This is a genomic window from Streptomyces sp. UNOB3_S3, from assembly GCF_020740895.1.
In the GTDB taxonomy this organism is placed as follows: Bacteria; Actinomycetota; Actinomycetes; order Streptomycetales; family Streptomycetaceae; genus Streptomyces.
The window spans coordinates 1-17,329 of record NZ_JAILXP010000140.1; the positions used below are offsets into that span (position 1 = coordinate 1).

Annotated in this window: 14 protein-coding genes; 7 read left to right on the forward strand and 7 right to left on the reverse strand. The window is 71.5% G+C overall.

What is annotated here, in order from left to right:
- Positions 1-32: 32 nt before the first annotated feature.
- Entirely contained in the window at positions 33-677 is a 645-nt protein-coding gene (locus K6I33_RS17055; RefSeq protein ID WP_229352942.1) for a hypothetical protein, read from the forward strand.
- Between the two features lie 108 nt (positions 678-785).
- Here K6I33_RS17055 and K6I33_RS17060 read toward each other — a convergent pair whose 3' ends face one another.
- From K6I33_RS17060 to K6I33_RS17070, 3 genes are all read right to left on the reverse strand, one after another.
- A complete protein-coding gene (locus K6I33_RS17060; protein WP_229352944.1) occupies positions 786-1,427 on the reverse strand; it encodes a superoxide dismutase in 642 nt (213 codons plus the stop codon).
- A gap of 165 nt (positions 1,428-1,592) precedes the next feature.
- Positions 1,593-2,999, reverse strand: a complete 1,407-nt coding sequence (locus K6I33_RS17065) for an amino acid permease (protein ID WP_374284871.1) — start codon at positions 2,997-2,999, stop codon at positions 1,593-1,595.
- 148 nt (positions 3,000-3,147) lie between these two features.
- Positions 3,148-4,554 carry an amino acid permease gene (locus K6I33_RS17070; protein ID WP_229352948.1) on the reverse strand — a complete coding sequence of 469 codons (1,407 nt, stop codon included), beginning with the start codon at positions 4,552-4,554 and terminating at the stop codon, positions 3,148-3,150.
- A 299-nt stretch (positions 4,555-4,853) separates the two neighbouring features.
- Here K6I33_RS17070 and K6I33_RS17075 point away from each other — a divergent pair, with 299 nt between their 5' ends.
- A complete protein-coding gene (locus K6I33_RS17075) occupies positions 4,854-5,453 on the forward strand; it encodes a biotin transporter BioY (protein ID WP_229352951.1) in 600 nt (199 codons plus the stop codon).
- A gap of 103 nt (positions 5,454-5,556) precedes the next feature.
- Here K6I33_RS17075 and K6I33_RS17080 read toward each other — a convergent pair whose 3' ends face one another.
- The gene (locus tag K6I33_RS17080; RefSeq protein ID WP_229352954.1) at positions 5,557-7,020 is read right to left on the reverse strand and encodes an amino acid permease; all 1,464 of its coding nucleotides are present in this window, start codon (positions 7,018-7,020) and stop codon (positions 5,557-5,559) included.
- Between the two features lie 179 nt (positions 7,021-7,199).
- Here K6I33_RS17080 and K6I33_RS17085 point away from each other — a divergent pair, with 179 nt between their 5' ends.
- The 4 genes from K6I33_RS17085 (at position 7,200) to K6I33_RS17100 (ending at position 11,352) form a co-directional block, all read left to right on the forward strand.
- A complete protein-coding gene (locus tag K6I33_RS17085) occupies positions 7,200-7,688 on the forward strand; it encodes a ribose-5-phosphate isomerase (protein WP_229352957.1) in 489 nt (162 codons plus the stop codon).
- Between the two features lie 128 nt (positions 7,689-7,816).
- A complete protein-coding gene (locus K6I33_RS17090; RefSeq protein ID WP_229352959.1) occupies positions 7,817-8,644 on the forward strand; it encodes an Fpg/Nei family DNA glycosylase in 828 nt (275 codons plus the stop codon).
- Between the two features lie 468 nt (positions 8,645-9,112).
- Complete coding sequence (locus K6I33_RS17095) at positions 9,113-10,318, forward strand: PP2C family protein-serine/threonine phosphatase (RefSeq protein ID WP_229352961.1); 1,206 nt, start codon at positions 9,113-9,115, stop codon at positions 10,316-10,318.
- A gap of 143 nt (positions 10,319-10,461) precedes the next feature.
- Positions 10,462-11,352, forward strand: coding sequence for an AfsR/SARP family transcriptional regulator (locus tag K6I33_RS17100; RefSeq protein WP_229352963.1), 891 nt, complete (start codon positions 10,462-10,464; stop codon positions 11,350-11,352).
- Positions 11,353-11,380: 28 nt separating this feature from the next.
- Here K6I33_RS17100 and K6I33_RS17105 read toward each other — a convergent pair whose 3' ends face one another.
- Positions 11,381-11,869, reverse strand: coding sequence for a pyridoxamine 5'-phosphate oxidase family protein (locus tag K6I33_RS17105; protein ID WP_229352965.1), 489 nt, complete (start codon positions 11,867-11,869; stop codon positions 11,381-11,383).
- Positions 11,870-12,193: 324 nt separating this feature from the next.
- Here K6I33_RS17105 and K6I33_RS17110 point away from each other — a divergent pair, with 324 nt between their 5' ends.
- Entirely contained in the window at positions 12,194-14,872 is a 2,679-nt protein-coding gene (locus tag K6I33_RS17110; protein ID WP_229352966.1) for a BTAD domain-containing putative transcriptional regulator, read from the forward strand.
- A gap of 99 nt (positions 14,873-14,971) precedes the next feature.
- On the opposite strand, the gene K6I33_RS17115 is transcribed toward K6I33_RS17110, so the two are convergent.
- The gene (locus tag K6I33_RS17115; protein WP_229352967.1) at positions 14,972-15,814 is read right to left on the reverse strand and encodes an NAD(P)H-binding protein; all 843 of its coding nucleotides are present in this window, start codon (positions 15,812-15,814) and stop codon (positions 14,972-14,974) included.
- Between the two features lie 34 nt (positions 15,815-15,848).
- Positions 15,849-17,030 carry an acyl-CoA dehydrogenase family protein gene (locus tag K6I33_RS17120; protein WP_229352976.1) on the reverse strand — a complete coding sequence of 394 codons (1,182 nt, stop codon included), beginning with the start codon at positions 17,028-17,030 and terminating at the stop codon, positions 15,849-15,851.
- Positions 17,031-17,329 lie beyond the last annotated feature (299 nt).

A 17,329-nucleotide genomic window follows, 5' to 3' on the forward strand; every position in this document is an offset into this window, starting at 1 on the left:
CACTACGGACCGGGCTCCATTAATGTCCCCGTATGGGCCAGACCGACCTCACCCGGCCCCTGGGCCGCACCGGCGGCTGGGCCGACCCCGAGCCCCACTGCGGCAACGCCGAGCACGCCACGCTGCCCGTACGCCCCTACGATCTGCTCACCCTCCTGGTGTGCCACGCCCTCGCCGCGCTGTGGCGCCTGCTGGGCCTGCGCAACGCGGCGGGCATGCTGCGCCACTATCTGCGCGGCACCGGCGCCCCGCACCGCGTCGACGCCGGCCGACTGCTCGCCCTGCCCGCCGTACGGGCCGCGATGGAGGCCCAGCTGGCGCGGTGGCGCGCCGAGGCCCTGGAGCGCTGGGCGGCGGCGGGGGACCGCGCCCCCGCCGCCTACCCGGCCGACAGCGGCTGGCGTGACGTGCTGATCAGCCGCGACGTCAGCCCCGACTGGTGGCTGGCGCTGCGGTACGTGGAATTCCGGCTGACGGGCACGGTCCGGGTCGCGGCGGACGGCGCCACCGTCGTGGACTACCGCTGCGCCGTGCACAAGGCGTGGAACTTCGACCGCGGGGGACGGGAGCTGGGCGTACCCTTCACCCCGTTCGCCCGGTTGCACGAGACGGGCCTGGCGAGGGAGTTCGCCGTGACCGGCGAGGCGTTCGGACGCCACGCCCGAGAGGCCGGGTGAAGCCCAAAGGCCCCCGCGCGATGCGACCGCGCGGGGGCCTTTGGTGTGCCTGCCGCGTGAAGGGTGAGAAGACGATCACGAGCAGGCGGTCAAAGGGGGCAGGGCGCGTCAGGGCGCCAGGATGATGGAGCTGCCCTTCTCCTTCGCCGCGAGGTAGCGCGCGTTGACGTCCTGCCAGTTGACGACGGCCCACATGGCGTCGATGAAGTCCACCTTCTGGTTCTTGTACTGAAGGTAGAAGGCGTGCTCCCAGGCGTCGAAGACCAGGATCGGCACGGAGCCCTGGCCCACGTTGCCCTGGTGGTCGTAGACCTGCTCGACGATCAGGCGGCCGCTGATCGGCTCGTAGGCGAGCACGCCCCAGCCGGAGCCCTGCGTGGTCGCGGAGGCCTTGGTCAGCTGCGCCTTGAACTTGGCGAAGGAGCCGAAGGACTCGGCGATGGCGTCGGCGAGCTCGCCCACGCCGTCCTTGTCCAGGGGCTCGCCGCCGCCGTCGCCGGTCATGTTCTGCCAGTAGATGCTGTGCAGGATGTGGCCGGAGAGGTGGAAGGCCAGGTTCTTCTCGAGGCCGTTGATGGCGCCCCACTGGTCCTTGTCACGGGCCTCGGCGAGCTGCTCCAGGGTGTCGTTCGCGCCCTTGACGTACGCCGCGTGGTGCTTGTCGTGGTGCAGCTCGATGATCTCGGGGCTGATCACCGGGGCCAGCGCCGCGTAGTCATAGGGAAGTTCAGGAAGTGTGTAGATGGCCATGCCGAGCCCTCCGACTGCTTATTGCAATTAATGCGCAGGTAGAAGCTATCAGTAAGTGCCTGTCAGATGGGGTTATGGGGGAGGGCTTCCGTCAAAAGGCGGAGGCGGGGTAGGTCCTGAAGATCAGGACCTACCCCGCCTCGTCGTGGAGCGGTGGACGGCGCGTCAGCGTTTCGCGGCCACCGCGCGCTGCCGCAGGTAACCGATCAGCGCGAGCACGACCGTGAGACCGCCCGTGAAGTACAGCTGGATGCGGGTCTCCTCCTCGCGGAGCATCAGGGCCAGCACCCCGAGGATGCCGAGGATGGCCGCCCAGGTGAGGTAGGGGAAGAGCCACATCTTCACGATGAGCTGGTCCTTCGGGGTGCGCTTGCGGCCGCGCAGCTGGGAGACGGCGATGAAGCCCCAGACCACCAGCGTGGCCGCGCCCACCATGTTGAGCAGCCACTTGAAGATGGTGGTCGGCCACCAGTAGCTGAGCAGCACGGCGACGTAGCCGAAGGCGGCGGAGGCGATGACCGCGTAGCGCGGCACCCCGCCGCTGACCTTGCCCAGCCGGCGGGGGCCCTGGCCCCGGGAGACGAGCGAGAAGGCGATGCGCGAGCAGCCGTAGATGTTGGCGTTCATCGCCGAGAGCAGGGCGATCAGCACGACCACGTTCATGATCTGGCCGGCGCCGGGGATGTCCAGGTGGTTGAGGACGGCGACGTAGGGGCCGCTCTTGACGACCGAGGGGTCGTTCCAGGGGATCAGGGTGACGACGACCAGGAGCGAGCCCACGTAGAACAGGGCGATGCGCCACATCGCCGTGCGGACCGCGCTCGCCACGCCCTTGCGCGGGTGCTCGGACTCGGCGGCGGCGATGGTCACCGTCTCCAGGCCGCCGTAGGCGAACACGGAGGCGAGGAGGCCGACGACGAGGCCGTTGCCGCCCATGGGGAAGAAGCCGCCGTTGCCGGTGAGGTTGTTCATGCCGGGGGCGTGGGTGCCGGGAAGCACACCCGCGATGGCGAGGATGCCCAGGATCAGGAAGACCGCGATCGCGGCCACCTTGAGGGTGGCGAACCAGAACTCGAATTCGCCGAAATTGCTCACCGCCGCGAGATTGCTGCCGGTGAAGACGACCATGAACAGGGCGACCCACATCCAGGAGGACGTGCTGGGGAACCAGTTCGTCATGATGGCCGCCGCGCCGATGCCCTCGGCGGCGACGGCGACGCACAGCAGGGTCCAGAACACCCAGCCGGCGGTGAAGCCGGCCCAGGGGCCGATCATCCGCTCGGCGTGGACCGAGAAGCTGCCCGAGGCGGGGTTGGCCGCGGACATCTCACCGAGCATGCGCATCACGAGCATCACGAGAATGCCGGAGGCCGCATACGCGAGCACGATCGACGGGCCGGCCGCGGCGATGCCCGCGCCCGAGCCCACGAAGAGCCCGGCGCCGATGACGCCGCCGAGCGCGATCATCGACAGATGACGCTGCTTGAGTCCGTGCGACAGCGAGGGGCCCGGTGGGGTGTCCGGGATCGCGTCGGCGGGGCCGGTCGCCGGCGGGGAGGGTATACCAGTCATGATCGTAAAAGCCCCGTTGGTGTGAGCGGAAAAGTTGCCTCAGTGTGGAGGTCAGGTTGGCTGAGGACAACACCCTTCACACATCTGTCCGGTATTCAGACAGACATGTGACCTTCCGCGACTGACATTTCGGCAGAAACGAAATTCCTCAGTGTTCGGCGGTTGCCGAGGACCGCTTCCGGAGGTCGCGGAGCAGGGCCACCACGACCACCGCGGCCGTCGCGCCGGCCGACCACAGCAGCTGCGGACGCGCCGCGTCGTCGGTCAGCATCAGCACCAGCACACCGGCCATCGCGGCCAGCGCGACCCAGGTCAGATAGGGGAAGCACCACATCCGCAGGGTCAGCCGCTCGGGCGCCTCCCGCTCGATCCGCGGGCGCAGCAGCAGCTGGGAGACGGCGATCAGGCCCCAGACGAAGAGCAGGACCGAGCCCACCGCGTTCAGCAGATACTGGAAGATCGAATCCGGCCACTTCAGATTGAGAATCACCGAGGCGAAGCCGAACGCGACCGAGGCGAGCACCGCCCGCCGGGGCACTCCGCCCGCCGAGACCTTCAGCAGCGCGCGGGGGGCCTCCTTCCGCTCGGCGAGCGAGAAGACCATCCGGGACGAGCCGTAGAGGTTGGCGTTCAGGGCGGACAGCAGCGCCACGAAGACCACGATGTTCATGATCTGACCGGCCGCCGGCACCCCGATGCGGTCCAGCACCGCGACGTAGGGGCTCTCCCCGGGCTTCAGCGACGACCAGGGCAGAAGGGTGACGATGACGAGCATCGAGCCCACATAGAAGAAGAGGATGCGCCACATGGCGCTGCGCACCGCCCGGCCCACCGCGCGCGCCGGGTCCTCGGACTCGGCGGCCGCGATCGTGAGGACCTCCATCCCGCCGAAGGCGAAGACGACGGCCAGCACGCCGGAGATCACACCGCTCCAGCCGTGCGGCAGCAGCCCGCCCTGGCCGGTGAGGTTCGTCATGCCGACGGCGTCGGTGTCGGGCAGTACGCCGAAGATCGCAAGAAGGCCCAGGGCGAGGAAGAGCACGATCGCGCCGACCTTGAGGGCGGCGAACCAGAACTCGAACTCACCGAAGTTCTTCACGGCCGCGAGGTTGGCAGCAGTGAAGACGACCATGAACAGCAGCACCCAGCCCCACTGCGGCACCCCCGGTACCCAGCCATGGGCGATCCGGGCCGCCGCCGAGGCCTCCACGGCGAGCACGACCACCAGCAGGAACCAGTAGAGCCAGCCGACCGAGAAACCGGCCCAGCGGCCCAGCGCCCGCTCCGCGTGCACCGAGAACGCGCCCGACGCGGGCATCGCCGCCGAGAGCTCGCCCAGCATGCGCATGACCAGCATCGCGAGCCCGCCGGCCAGGAGATAGGACAGGATGATCCCGGGCCCGGCGACCGCGATCCCGGCGCCCGAGCCCACGAAGAGCCCGGCGCCGATCACCCCGCCCAGCCCGAGCATCGTCAGATGGCGCTGCTTGAGACCCGCCGCAAGCGGTTCCTTCTCGCCGGCGAGTGGCTCGACGACGGGCGGTGCATCGTGCATGGAGCTCGTTCTTTCGGGTCTTGCGAAGTTGTGCGCATCTGCAAGAACGCAAACGCGCGCAAAGGATAGGGACCAGAGTCTCCCGGGCGGGGGCCACTGGCCAAGCTCCACTCGCACTCCGTGACGAGCATCACGTTTCTTGGTGAAACCATCACCAACAGTGCGCACTCCGCGCCTCGCGCGCTCGGAACCCGACAGGACCGGGCGCCGGCCTTTGTCACCGCCGCCCGGTGCCCAAGGAGTGACGCTGGGCTAACGTCGGCGTGTCCCACCCGTCCCTCACCCCTCGCGGAGTACCGATGGCCACCGTCGCCACCCTTCCCCGGACCGGTACGGTCCTCGCCGACCTGCTGCCCGCCTCGACGGCCGGCCGGGCCCGCGTCCGCGACGCCGCCCTGATCGTCGGCGGCGCCGCGCTGACCGGCCTCACCGCCCAGATCACCGTGCCCGTCCCCGGCTCCCCGGTCCCGGTCAGCGGCCAGACCTTCGCCGCCCTGCTGGTGGGCACCGCGCTCGGCGCCCGCCGCGGCTTCATAGCCCTGGCGCTCTACGCCATGGCCGGCGTCGCGGGCATGCCGTGGTTCGCCGAGGCCCGCTCCGGCGCCGCCTTCCCGAGCTTCGGCTATGTGCTGGGCATGCTGCTCGCCGCGACCGTCGTGGGCGCCCTGGCCCGCCGCGGCGGCGACCGCTCCGTGCTGCGCACCGCCGGCACCATGGCCCTGGGCTCCGCGATCATCTACGCGGTCGGCGTCCCCTACCTGGCGCTGGCCACCCACATGTCGTTCGCCGAGGCCGTCGCGGCGGGCCTGACGCCCTTCCTGATCGGTGACGTCCTCAAGGCCGCCCTCGCGATGGGCGCGCTCCCGGCGGCGTGGAAGCTGCTGGGCCGCCGCGGCTGAGTCCTGGCCTTATATGACTGGCCTTATATATACGTACGGGCCGGGCCCGCACCCCGAGAAGGGGTGCGGGCCCGGCCCGTATCCGTTACCGCTTACCGCTCGGCTACTCGGCGGCCGGGGCGGCCTCGACGGCCTTGGCCGCCTTGCGCCGCTTGTCCAGGACCAGGCCGATGGCCAGGACCAGGGCGCCCACGAGGGTGGAGAGCAGGACCTGCTCCCGGTTGTCGCCGCCGTCCACGACCATGTAGCCGAGGACGAACACGATCATGCCGATGGTGGCCCAGGTCAGATACGGGAAGAGCCACATCCGGACGACGAGCTTCTCCGGCATCTCGCGCAGGATGACCCCGCGCATCTTCAGCTGGGTGATGCAGATGACCAGCCAGACGAAGAGGGCGACGGCACCGGAGGAGTTCAGCAGGAACTTGAAGACGGTGTCCGGCCACAGGTAGTTGAAGCCGACCGAGATGAAGCCGAAGACGACCGAGCCCAGGATCGCTGTCTGCGGGACGCCACGGGAGTTGACCTTGGCGAAGGCCTTCGGCGCGTCGCCGCGCTGGCCGAGGGAGAAGGCCATGCGGGAGGCGGTGTAGAGGCCCGAGTTCAGGCAGGACAGCACGGCGGTCAGCACGATCACGTTCATGATCTGGCCGGCGTGCGGGATGCCGATCGAGTCGAGGGCCGCGACGTAGCTGCCCTTCTCGGCGATCTCCTTGGAGTCCCAGGGGAGCAGGGAGACCACGACGAGGATCGAGCCCAGGTAGAAGACGCCGATGCGCCAGATGACGCTGTTGGTGGCCTGGGTCACCGCGCGCTGCGGGTCCTCGGACTCACCGGCGGCCAGGGTGACGATCTCGCTGCCCATGAAGGAGAAGACGACCATCAGCACACCGGTGAGGATCGCCCCGGGGCCGTGCGGCAGGAAGCCGCCGTGCGAGGTGAGGAAGTCGAAGCCGTTGCCGGGGTTGTCGGAGCCGGGCAGCACGCCGAAGACGGCGAGCAGACCGATGACGACGAACGCGGCGATCGCCACGACCTTGATGCCGGCGAACCAGAACTCGAACTCGCCGTAGGAGCTGACCGAGGCCAGGTTGGTGGCCGTGAGGACGACCATCACGATCAGGGCCCAGCCCCACTGCGGTACGCCGGGGACCCAGCCGTGGAGGATCTTGGCGCCGGCGGTCGCCTCGACCGCGAGCACGACGACCCAGAAGAACCAGTAGAGCCAGCCGATGGTGAAACCGGCCCAGCGGCCCAGCGCCTTGTCCGCGTAGGCGGAGAAGGAGCCGGAGGTGGGGTTGGCGGCGGCCATCTCGCCGAGCATCCGCATCACGAAGACGACCATCGCGCCCACGAGGGCGTACGAGATCAGGATGCCGGGGCCGGCGGCGGCGATGCCGGACGCGGAACCCACGAAGAGGCCCGCGCCGATGACACCACCGATGGCGATCATGGACAGGTGGCGGTTCTTGAGTCCGGCCTTGAGGCCGTCCCCGCCCTGCGCCGGGGCGTTGCCGGGATCGCCGGTCGTCGACCCCTTCGTCATGGTCGGCGGTGTCGCGCTCATCTGCACGTTCCTTCGGTCGTTCCTTTGGGTCTCGGGTTGCGAGCCACCGAATTAGAACTTCTTGATGCCGCCTTTAGGAAGACCCGAATCCATTTCGTTGTGTTCACCGAGAGTTACGAAAGGGGGGCTCCGGCCCCTGCTGATCGATCCGCCTCCGCGTTCGTGCCACACTCGGACGCATGCGCGTGTACCTCGGTTCCGACCATGCCGGCTACGAACTCAAGAACCACCTCGTCGAGTGGCTCAAGGCCCAGGGCCATGAGCCCGTCGACTGCGGTCCCCACATCTACGACGCCCAGGACGACTACCCGCCCTTCTGCCTCCGTGCGGCCGAGAAGACCGCCGCGGACGCCGACGCCCTCGGCATCGTGATCGGCGGCTCGGGCAACGGCGAGGCCATCGCCGCGAACAAGGTCCAGGGCGTCCGGGCCGCCCTGGCCTGGAGCGAGCAGACGGCCTCCCTCGGCCGCGAGCACAACAACGCCAACGTGATCAGCGTCGGCGCCCGGATGCACTCGGAGGAGGAGGCGACGAAGTTCGTCGAGATCTTCCTGGCCACGCCGTACTCCGGTGACGAGCGTCACACGCGCCGCATCGAGATGCTGAGCCGTTACGAGACCACGGGCGAGCTCCCGGCCATCCCGGCCCACCACCCGCAGCAGGACTGACGCGAGGGACCGCCCCACCCGCTTGTGGTCGCCCCGACGCTTCGGGGTGACCGGGCGGGCGGGGCAGGCCCGCCGCGAAGCGGCGGAAAACGGCCCACCGGCCCGCGGCCGAAAGGACAGGCAGCCCCATGCCCGAAGGGCATACGATCCACCGCCTCGCGGCGGACCACCACAAGGCGTTCGCGGGCCACAAGGTGCGCGCGACCAGCCCCCAGGGCAAGTTCTCCGACAGCGCGGCGCTGATAACCGGCCAGGTCCTGGAGACCGCCGAGGCCCACGGCAAGCACCTCTTCCTCGGCTTCGCCGCCACCGGCTGGGTCCACATCCACCTCGGCCTCTTCGGCAAGTACACCTGGGGCACCGGCGAGGCCCCGCCCCCCACGGACACCGTCCGCCTCCGCCTCGCGACCACGAACGCCGGCGCGAACGCCACCGCGTACGCGGACCTGCGCGGCCCGACGACCTGCACGCTGATCACCGACGGCGAGAAGCAGGCGATACACGACCGTCTGGGCCCCGACCCCCTGCGCCCCGGGGACGACGGCGGGCGCGCCTACGCGCGGGTCTCCCGCAGCCGGACGAGCATCGCCGCCCTCCTGATGGACCAGAAGGTCGTCGCGGGCGTCGGCAACGTCTACCGGGCCGAGGTCCTCTTCCGGCACGGCATCGACCCGTACCGCCTCGGCCGTGATGTGACCCGCCGTGAGTGGGACGCGATCTGGGCGGACCTCGTGGACCTCATGCGCGAGGGCGTGCGCAACAACCGCATCGACACCGTGCGCCCCGAGCACACCCCCGAGGCCATGGGCCGCCCGCCGCGCGTGGACGACCACGGCGGCGAGGTCTACGTCTACCGCAGCGCGGACCGGCCGTGCCTCGTCTGCGGCGGCGGGATCCGCACCGCGGACCTGGCCGCCCGCAACCTCTTCTGGTGCCCGTCCTGCCAGCGGGCATAACAGCCACGAGGCGGCGAGGGGGACGGGTGGTGACCCGGCGCGCGTACACCTCCGCGCACGCGGCACGCGCGTCCCCGGGCGCCGACGAGCGGATCCATGCACCATCTGTTGCGTATGAGATGCCTGTGACTGGCGTGTCTACCGGTATGACAAGCCGCACATGCCGCCCACGCCGCACACGAGGGGCGCCGACGCGCGCGTGAATTCCTTGTGTCGCGATCGCATGGGCGAACCGCCCGGAATCGCCATCCGGAAGGCGGACGAACCCACCGGCCCCACTGCCGGTCGGCCGGGCGCAGTACGTGTGGATCCTTCGTCATAACCCATGCCTAGCAACACAATCCCGCTCAAGCGAACGAATCTCGCATATGGTTGCTCTCCGGGTGCTGACCCGGCGCTCCGAAGGCAGCCGTGTCGGCGCGGCGTGAATCGACGCACCGCCGAATGGGTGGATAAGGTCCCGATGCAATGACTGGCGGTGCGGAGACCCCGACGGCCCGGATGCGCAAAGCACTGCACCGGGCCCGCACAAGCATGCGCAAAGCCGGGGTCGACTATTTCCGGGGCGACGGCTCCGACTCGGTCGCCCTCACCGCCCTGCTGCTGGCCGTCCCCGCCCTCGCCTGGGGCACCGTCGCCCAGCCCGAGTGGTGCGCCCCGGCCGCGCTCGTCCTCCCCATCGTCGCGGGCGGCCTGCTGCTGCGGCCCGCGAGCCTGCTGGGCCTGTACGCCGCGTCGGCCGCCGCCCTCATCATGGAGTCGGCGCTGCTGGACGACCCCTCCCACCACGGCGCGGACCGGGTCACCCCCGGCACCATTCTCGTCGTGGCGGCGGTCGGTTTCTTCGGCCTGCTGATCGCGCAGTTCCGCAGCCGGGTCGGGGTCCCCTGGAGACGTGGCGGAACGATGCTCTTCGACCTCCGCGAACGCATCCGCGTCCAGAGCAAGCTCCCCAAGCTGCCCAAGGGCTGGCACCGCGAGATGGCGCTGCGCCCGGCCGGCGGCCAGTCCTTCTCCGGCGACTTCGTCGTGGCCGCGCGCACGAACGGCGGCCGCACCCTGGAAGTCGTCCTGACGGACGTCTCCGGCAAGGGCATGGACGCCGCGTCGCGGGCCCTGCTGCTCTCCGGCGCCTTCGGCGGCCTCCTCGGCTCCCTCCCGCCCCACGCCTTCCTCCCGGCCGCCAACGCCTACCTCCTGCGCCAGGACTGGGACGAGGGGTTCGCCACCTCCGTCCACCTCGTCCTCGACCTGGAGACGGGCGACTACGAGCTCCTGTCCGCCGGCCACCTGCCGGGCCTCCAGCTCAGCGCCGGCACGGGCCGCTGGGAGGAGAAGGCCGCCGAGGGCCCCCTGCTGGGTGTCTACGACGGCGCCCAGTTCGACCCCGTGAAGGGCACCCTGCGCCCCGGCGACGTCCTGATGCTCTTCACGGACGGCCTGGTGGAGACGAACGAGCGCGAGCTGACGGAGGGCATGGACCGCCTCACGGGCGAGGCCGACCGCTATGTCACCTCGGGCTTCCACGGCGCGGCCTGGCACCTGATCGAGGCGGTGGCCAAGGACGTCAACGACGACCGGGCCCTGCTGCTCATCTGCCGCGAGACGGGAGCCGTGCCCGCCGGCCGGAAGCCGCCGGCGGCGGAGCGCCGCGCGGGAGCGGCCCGGGTGTGACCGGCCCGGCGTGACCGGCGCCACTCGCCGGTCAGCGGAAACCGACCGTCCGTCCGGGAACGTGACACTCTAAAAATCCGATAAGCAAGATTCCGGCCACCTGCGCCTACCCTCGGGGCCAGCCCAGGAGAAGAAGGTGCGTCGTGAGGTTCAGACTGATCGGCCCGTTCGAGATCGTGACCGAGGACGGCGTGGTCCGCCGGGCGGGGACGCCCAAGGTCTCGCAGACACTGGCCCTTCTGCTGATACGGGCGAACGAGATCGTCACGACCGACTCCCTCATCCGTGAACTGTGGCGGGGCGACGCCCCGCGCAGCGCCCTGAACACCGTGCAGACCTACATCCACCACGCCCGCAAGCTGCTCGCCCAGGAGGGGTGCGACCCGCTGCTGACGCTGCGGCCCGGCGGGTACATGATGCGGGTGGACCCCGAGGCCGTCGACATCAAGGTCTTCGAGGGGCTGGTGGCACAGGCCAGGGCCGACCTCCGGGCGTGCCGCCTCGAGAGCGCGGAGGCCGCGCTCGGCCGGGCCCTGGACATCTGGCGGGGGCCGCTGCTGGTGAACGTGCCCACGGGCGACGTGCTGTCGAGCCGCATCGCCCGCCTCGAGGACATCCGGGTCCGCGCCCTGGAACTGCGCATCGAGCTGTGGGCCGCGCTCGGCCGGCAGCGCGACGCCATCGCCGAACTCCGGGTGCTGGTCCACGACTACCCGCTCAACGAGTCCTTCCACGGCCAGCTGATCTCGGCCCTCCACCAGGCCGGGCGCCGGGCCGAGGCGCTCCAGGCGTACCGGAAGATGCACCGCATCCTCTGGGACGAACTGGGCCTGGAGCCCTCCGGTGACGTCCAGCGGCTGCACCAGGAGATGCTCGCCGCGCCACCGGCGGCGCCGCAGGGCGCCGGCGGGCCCGCGCGGCGGGCGACCGCCGGGGCCTCGCGCCGGCCGCCGCAGCGCACGGCCTCCCTGGGCGGCCCACCGGCCCCGGGCCTCGCCTGGCGCCGGCCCTGCCGGCCCGAGCTCGCGCCCTGACCGCCGCCGGGCCGTCCGGTGGCCTGCCTCAGCGCTGCGACTCGTCTGTCCAAATCCGGCTGGTCAAATCCGTACCGCGCAGTACTTGTACGCGCCAAGGGTCGATGCGCAGAACGTGGTACTTGGGGTCGGTGGGGCCCTCCCGCCAGAAGTTGCGCGGGTTGTAGCCGACGCCGGCCGGGCTGCCCTTCCGGTAGAGGTCCCAGGCGTACGCCCGCGTCTCCTGGTCCGTAGCCCACGTGGAGACGCTGTCGATGAACACCGCGTTCTGGCGCGGGTTCCAGTACGAGTAGGTGGTGTGGGGGTTGTTCGCCAGATGCGCGGCCTTGACCGGCGTCTTGTACGCGGCGAGCCAGCCGACCGGCCGGCCGTCGACCACCTCCCATATCGGCAGCAGCACCCGTGCGCGGGGCCGTCCCTTCCGGTCGACGGTGATCATTGTGCAGTAGACGATGTCCCGGATGTATTCGAAGAACTTGTCCTCGATTTCGGAGAACGTCGCAACTTTCGTGGCCACAGCGGATCCTCGGCAGTCGTCATGAGTCGTCGTGAAGCGTCATGGAGAGTCATGGATTGAGACGGTGCGCACGTCCTGTCCGCCGTCAGGATGCATGGTCCGAACCCGTGGCGGAAGGAGGCACTTTCACCTCACCCACGCACCGCCGGGGTACCGCGCGCACGGCACCGGCGAACGGCCCCGAACCTCAAGAGAACCTCAAGAGACGACTGCCACCATGGCCGTCCAAGAGCACTCTCCACAGGGCACGCGGCAGGTGCCGACCGTCCGTGCCCGGTTCGGTGACGTCCTTTTGGACTTTTGGACTTTGGGATTGGGGAATCCATGGAGTTCAGATTGCTGGGGCCGTTGGAAGTCCTTGCGGACGACGTGCCGGTGGTGCTGGGCGGGACGAAACAACGGGCCACTCTGGGCTCCCTCCTGCTCCAGGCCAACCGCGTCGTACCGACAAGCGAACTCCTCAGCTCTTTATGGGATGGTGACGGAGCGCCGGCCACCGCGCGCAAGATCCTCCAGAACGCGGTGTGGGCCCTGCGCGGCCTGCTGGCCGCGGGCGGTACCCGCGGCCACACCGCGGAGCTGGTCACCAAGGCGCCCGGCTACATGCTCAAGGTCGACCCCGGGCGCGTCGACCTGTTCGTCTTCCGGCAGCGGGTGGCGGACGGCCGCGCGGCGCTGGCCGCGCAGGCCCCCGAGGCCGCGGCGGTCCTGCTGCGCGAGGCGCTGGACCTGTGGCGCGGGCCCGTTCTCGCCGATCTCGTGGAGACCGGTGTCTCCTGGCCGGAGCTGACCGCCGCCGAGAAGGCGCGGCTGGACGCGATGGAGGAGTTCTTCGAGGCGGAGCTCACCTGTGGGCGCCACCACGCGGTCCTGGGGCGGCTGGAGGCGATGGTCGAGGGCCAGCCCCACCGGGAGCGGTCCTCCGCGCAGCTGATGCTCGCGCTCTACCGCTGCGGACGGCAGGCCGACGCCCTCAACCTCTACGACCGGGTGCGCGCCGCCCTGGGCGAGGGCCTCGGCCTGGAGCCCGGACAAGGACTGCGGATGCTCCAGCGCGCGATCCTCCAGCACGACCCGTCACTACTGACACCGGGAGCCTCCGGGCCGGCACCGCGCATGCAACCGGTTCCGCCGTCCGCGTCGGCCCTGCCGGCCCCGGCGACGCCGTCGGCCTGGCCGGCCACGGTGTCCGGCCAGACGGCCGGTTCTGTGCCGGGTGCGGTGTCCGGTTCTGTGCCCGGTCCGGCGTCCGGTTCCATGCCGGGCCTGGCGTCCGGCGCGGTGCCCGGTCCGGCGTCCGGTCCCGTGCCGGGCCTGGCGTCCGGTCTGCCCTCCGGCTCCGTGCCGGGCCTGGCCTCCGGCCCGGTGCCCGGATCCGCGTCCGGCCTGGCGTCCGGCGCGACGCCCGGTCTGATGTACGGTCCCGTGCCCGGCCCGGCATCCGGATCCGTGTCCGGCCCGGCGTCCAGCGCGGTGCCCGGTCTGCCCTCCGGCCCCGTGCCGGGCGTGGCGTCCGGCGTCGTGCCTGGCGCGGTGCCCGGTCTGACGTCCGGCCCTGTGCCCGGCGCGGTGCCCGGCCTGACGTCCGGTCTGCCCTCCAGCCCCGTGCCGGGCCTGGGCTCCGGCCCGGGGGCCCCGGTGGCGCTCCCGGCCACCGCGGCGGCGGCCGGGGCGCCCGGCGCCCCGGTGCCGTCCGCCCCGCTCGCCGCCACCGGCGGCGCCGCCGGAGGGCCCGAACGCATGACGGTCAGCGCGCTCCTGCTGTGCGCCCGCCCGGTCGGCTGGCGGACCGCGAACCCCGGGGCCGCCGATTCCGCGCTCGAAGGGCTCGGGAGCCTGATCCGCGAGGAAGTCGAGCGCTGCGGCGGCACGTTCGTGACGAACATCGGCTCCGTCGCCCTCGCGCTGTTCGGCATCCACGACCCGCGGGGCGCGGCCGAGCGGGCGGTCCGCGCGGCGCTGGCCGTACGGGTGAGGTGCGGAGCCGACGGCGGCGCGGCGGTGACCGCCGCCGTGACGTCGGGCCCCGCGCTCGTACGGCTGCCGGGCGGCGACGGCGACGGGGCGCCGCCCACGGTCGTCGGGACCCTGCTCGACGAGGGCCGGGCCCTGCTGGCGCGGGTGCCGGACGGCCGGGTGTGGGTGTGCGGGACGACGCGCCGCGACATCTCCGCCGCCCTCGACCTGCGCAGGGCCGCCGGCCGGCCGGACGCGTGGGAGGTGCTGGGCGTGCGGGGCGAGCCCGGCGCGCTGCGAGCGTACGCGCGCCTCGCGGCCGTCGGGGACCACGACCACGAACTCGACCTGGTGGCCGGGCTCCTGGAGTGGTCGCGGCTGCGCGGCCTGTCCCATCTGGTGACCGTGCTCGGCGAGCCCGGGTCGGGCAAGACCCGTTTCCTGGCCGACTTCGAGCGCAGGGCCCTGGAGGCGACCCGGGCGCCGGTGCGGATCATCACCGCCTATCCGCCCGACGACGACGATCCGGGCCCCCTGGCGCTCCCGGCGCTCGTCCTGGCCGAGTGCTGCGACATCCTGCCGGGCGACTCCATCGACACCGCCCATGACAAGCTGACGGCCGCACTGCGCCGTCAGACGGCCGACGCCGGTGAACGGCGCAGGCTGTACGAGCGGCTGCTGCCGCTGCTGTCGCCCGTGGGCGCCGCCCTGCGGCGCCCGGAGGTCGGCGATGTCCTGGACGCGTGGCGGGAGTTCACGGTCGCGGCGGCCCGCGTCCAGCCGCTGGTGGTGGCCGTGGACGACATGCACCTGGCCGGGGACGAGCTGCTCCGTTGTGTCGAGTCGCTCGCCGACACCGGGGCGGACGACGCGGCGGCGCTCCTCGTCGTCGTCACCGCCCGGCCCGGTCTGCTGCGCCGCCGCCCACGCTGGGCCGGCAGCATGCGGCGCTCGGTGACCATCACCCTGACGCCCCCGGCCGGCGCGCGCCCCGCGCCGCCCGTGACCGGGCGGGGCACGGCCTGCGGAGGGCGGATCGCCGTATGACACAAAGGCGGTGGCCTCCCCCTGACGATCGGGGGAGGCCACCGCCTTGTTCAGCCGTCCAGCCGTCCAGCCGTCCAGCCGTTCAGCCGTTCAGGCCGTTCAGCCGTTCCAGACCCCGGTGGCCGCGGCCCGCGCCACGAACTCCGAGAAGTCGCGCGGCGGCCGTCCCAGCACCCGCTGGACGGTGTCCGTGGGCGTGGCGTTCCTGCCGTCCCGGATCGTGCCGACGAGGTCGGCCACGAAGAGGGCGTAGTCCTCCGCGACGCCGTACGAGACGAGCTCGGCGACGTAGTCCTCGTGGGAGACCGGGGTGTAGCGCACGGTGCGGCCGGTGGCCCGGGCGATCTCGCCGACGGCCTCCTCGAAGCTCAGGGCGCGCGGCCCGCTCAGCTCGTGGATCTGTCCGCCGTGGCCGTCCTCCAGGAGCGCGGTCACGGCGACGGCGGCGATGTCCTCGGCGTCCACGAACGGCTCGCGGCCGCTGCCCGCGGGCAGCGCCAGCTCACCGGCGAGGACGCCGTCCAGCAGCACGCCCTCGTCGAAGTTCTGGGCGAACCAGTTGGGGCGCAGCAGGGTCCACTCGGCGCCGGACTCCCGGACCGCCTGTTCCCCGGCGACCAGGGACTTGCCGCCCACGGAGTCGGTGACGCGGGCCTGGAGGACCACCAGCCGCCGGACCCCGAGGTGGACCGCGTGCTTCGTCAGGTCGCGGATCTGGGCCTCCGCGTCCCACGTGCCCGGCTTGTCCTGGCGGTCGACGAGGTAGGCGGCGTCCGCGCCGGCGAGGGCGGGCTCCCAGGTGCCCATGTCGTCCCAGTCGAACCGGACCTCGCCGGAGCGGCTCGCCGAGCGGACCTTCGCGCCGCGTTCCCGCAGCCCGTTCACCACGCGGCGACCGGTCTTGCCGGTACCGCCCAGCACCACGATCTTTCTGTCCATCATGGTGGCAACTGCCTTTCCGTCGGGGCGGGTCCGGTCAGAGGAAGAGGGTGTCGGGGGCGAGGCCCAGCAGCGAGCGGCCGTGCACCTCCTGGTTGGTGCGGTAGGCGAACAGCGCGTGGAGCGCCAGGCCCCGCATGTCGCGGTGGAACCGCTGGAAGGCCACGTCCCGCATGATCACCGAGGCGCCGGCGGCCTCGAAGAGCTCGTCCACGGCCTCCTTGGCGAGCTCGATGGCGAACGCCGCCCTGCCGCGCGCCGCGGCCCGCTCCTCGACGGACGGCAGCGTGCCCGCGTCCGCGTGCTCCTGGAGCGCGCGCAGCCAGGACTCCTGGAGGGCCTCGGCGGCCGCGATCTTGTTGTCCGCCTGGGCCACCTGGATCTGGGTGACGGGCGACTGGCTCTGGTCGGTCCAGGAGGTGTAGGTGATGCCGCGTCCGGGCAGCCGGTCCAGGAAGAGCTCGTACGCGCCCCGGGCGAGCCCGAGGTAGGCGGAGGCGCCCAGGGCCATGAAGAACGGGATGAACGCGTAGTTGCGGCCCGTGGCACCGGTGTTGGAACGGTCGCCGGTGGTGCCGGCGAGCACGTCCAGGAGGCTGATGACGCGGTGGGCGGGCACCCGCACCGCGTCGGCGGCCACGGTGGAGCTGCCGGTGCCCGCGGCGGCGGAGGCGTGCCAGTCGTCGGCGATGGACAGCTCGGACACGGGCACCAGGGCGGCGGACGGCGCGGGCGTGCCGTCCGGCCCGGGCAGCAGGGCCGCGAGCAGCGCCCAGTCGGCGCCCCGGCAGCCGGAGATCCACTTCCAGCTGCCGCTGAGGGTGTAGTCGCCGTCCTCGGTGGGGGCGAGGGTGCCGGTGGGCGTGAAGCCCGTGGAGACGCGGACCGAGCCGCCCGCGTAGACCTCCTCCTGCGCCTTGTCCGGGAAGAGGCTCGGCACCCACGCGCTGGACGCCCAGATCATCGACACCCAGCCGGTGGCGGTCTCGGCGCGCGCGATCTCGGACACGATCCGGGTCAGGTCGGCGACGGGTGCCTCGAGACCACCGAAACGGCGGGGGACGCTCAGCCGGAACACACCGGCCTTGTCGAGCAGTTGGATGCTCTCGTCCGTGATCCAGCGCCGCTCCTCGGCCTCGGCGCCACTGGCCCGGAGCGTGGCGGCCAGGGCCGTCACCTCGTCGAGCACGGCGGCGACGGCGCTGTCGGTGGTGGACATCTTGCCTCCAGAAAGTTATCGGCTTTTCCCTGTGACTCGATTCTTTCGAGGGGGAGTCATGTGCCGGTAACAGCTGTTCCTCGGGGGAGGAACGAGGTGGCAATCGCGGTGCGGGTGTTTTCACGGCAGGAAGAAATCGGCCGGTAATTCAACCGGTAACCGGTCCGGTAATCGGGTGGGGGTAACTCGTCCGGTAACTGGGTGGGTAACCCGTCCGGGAAATGAAAAGAGCGCCCTGCCCCGGGCATCGAGTGCGGCCGGGGCAGGGCGCTGTGGGAAGGCCGGCTACGGGGGAAGAG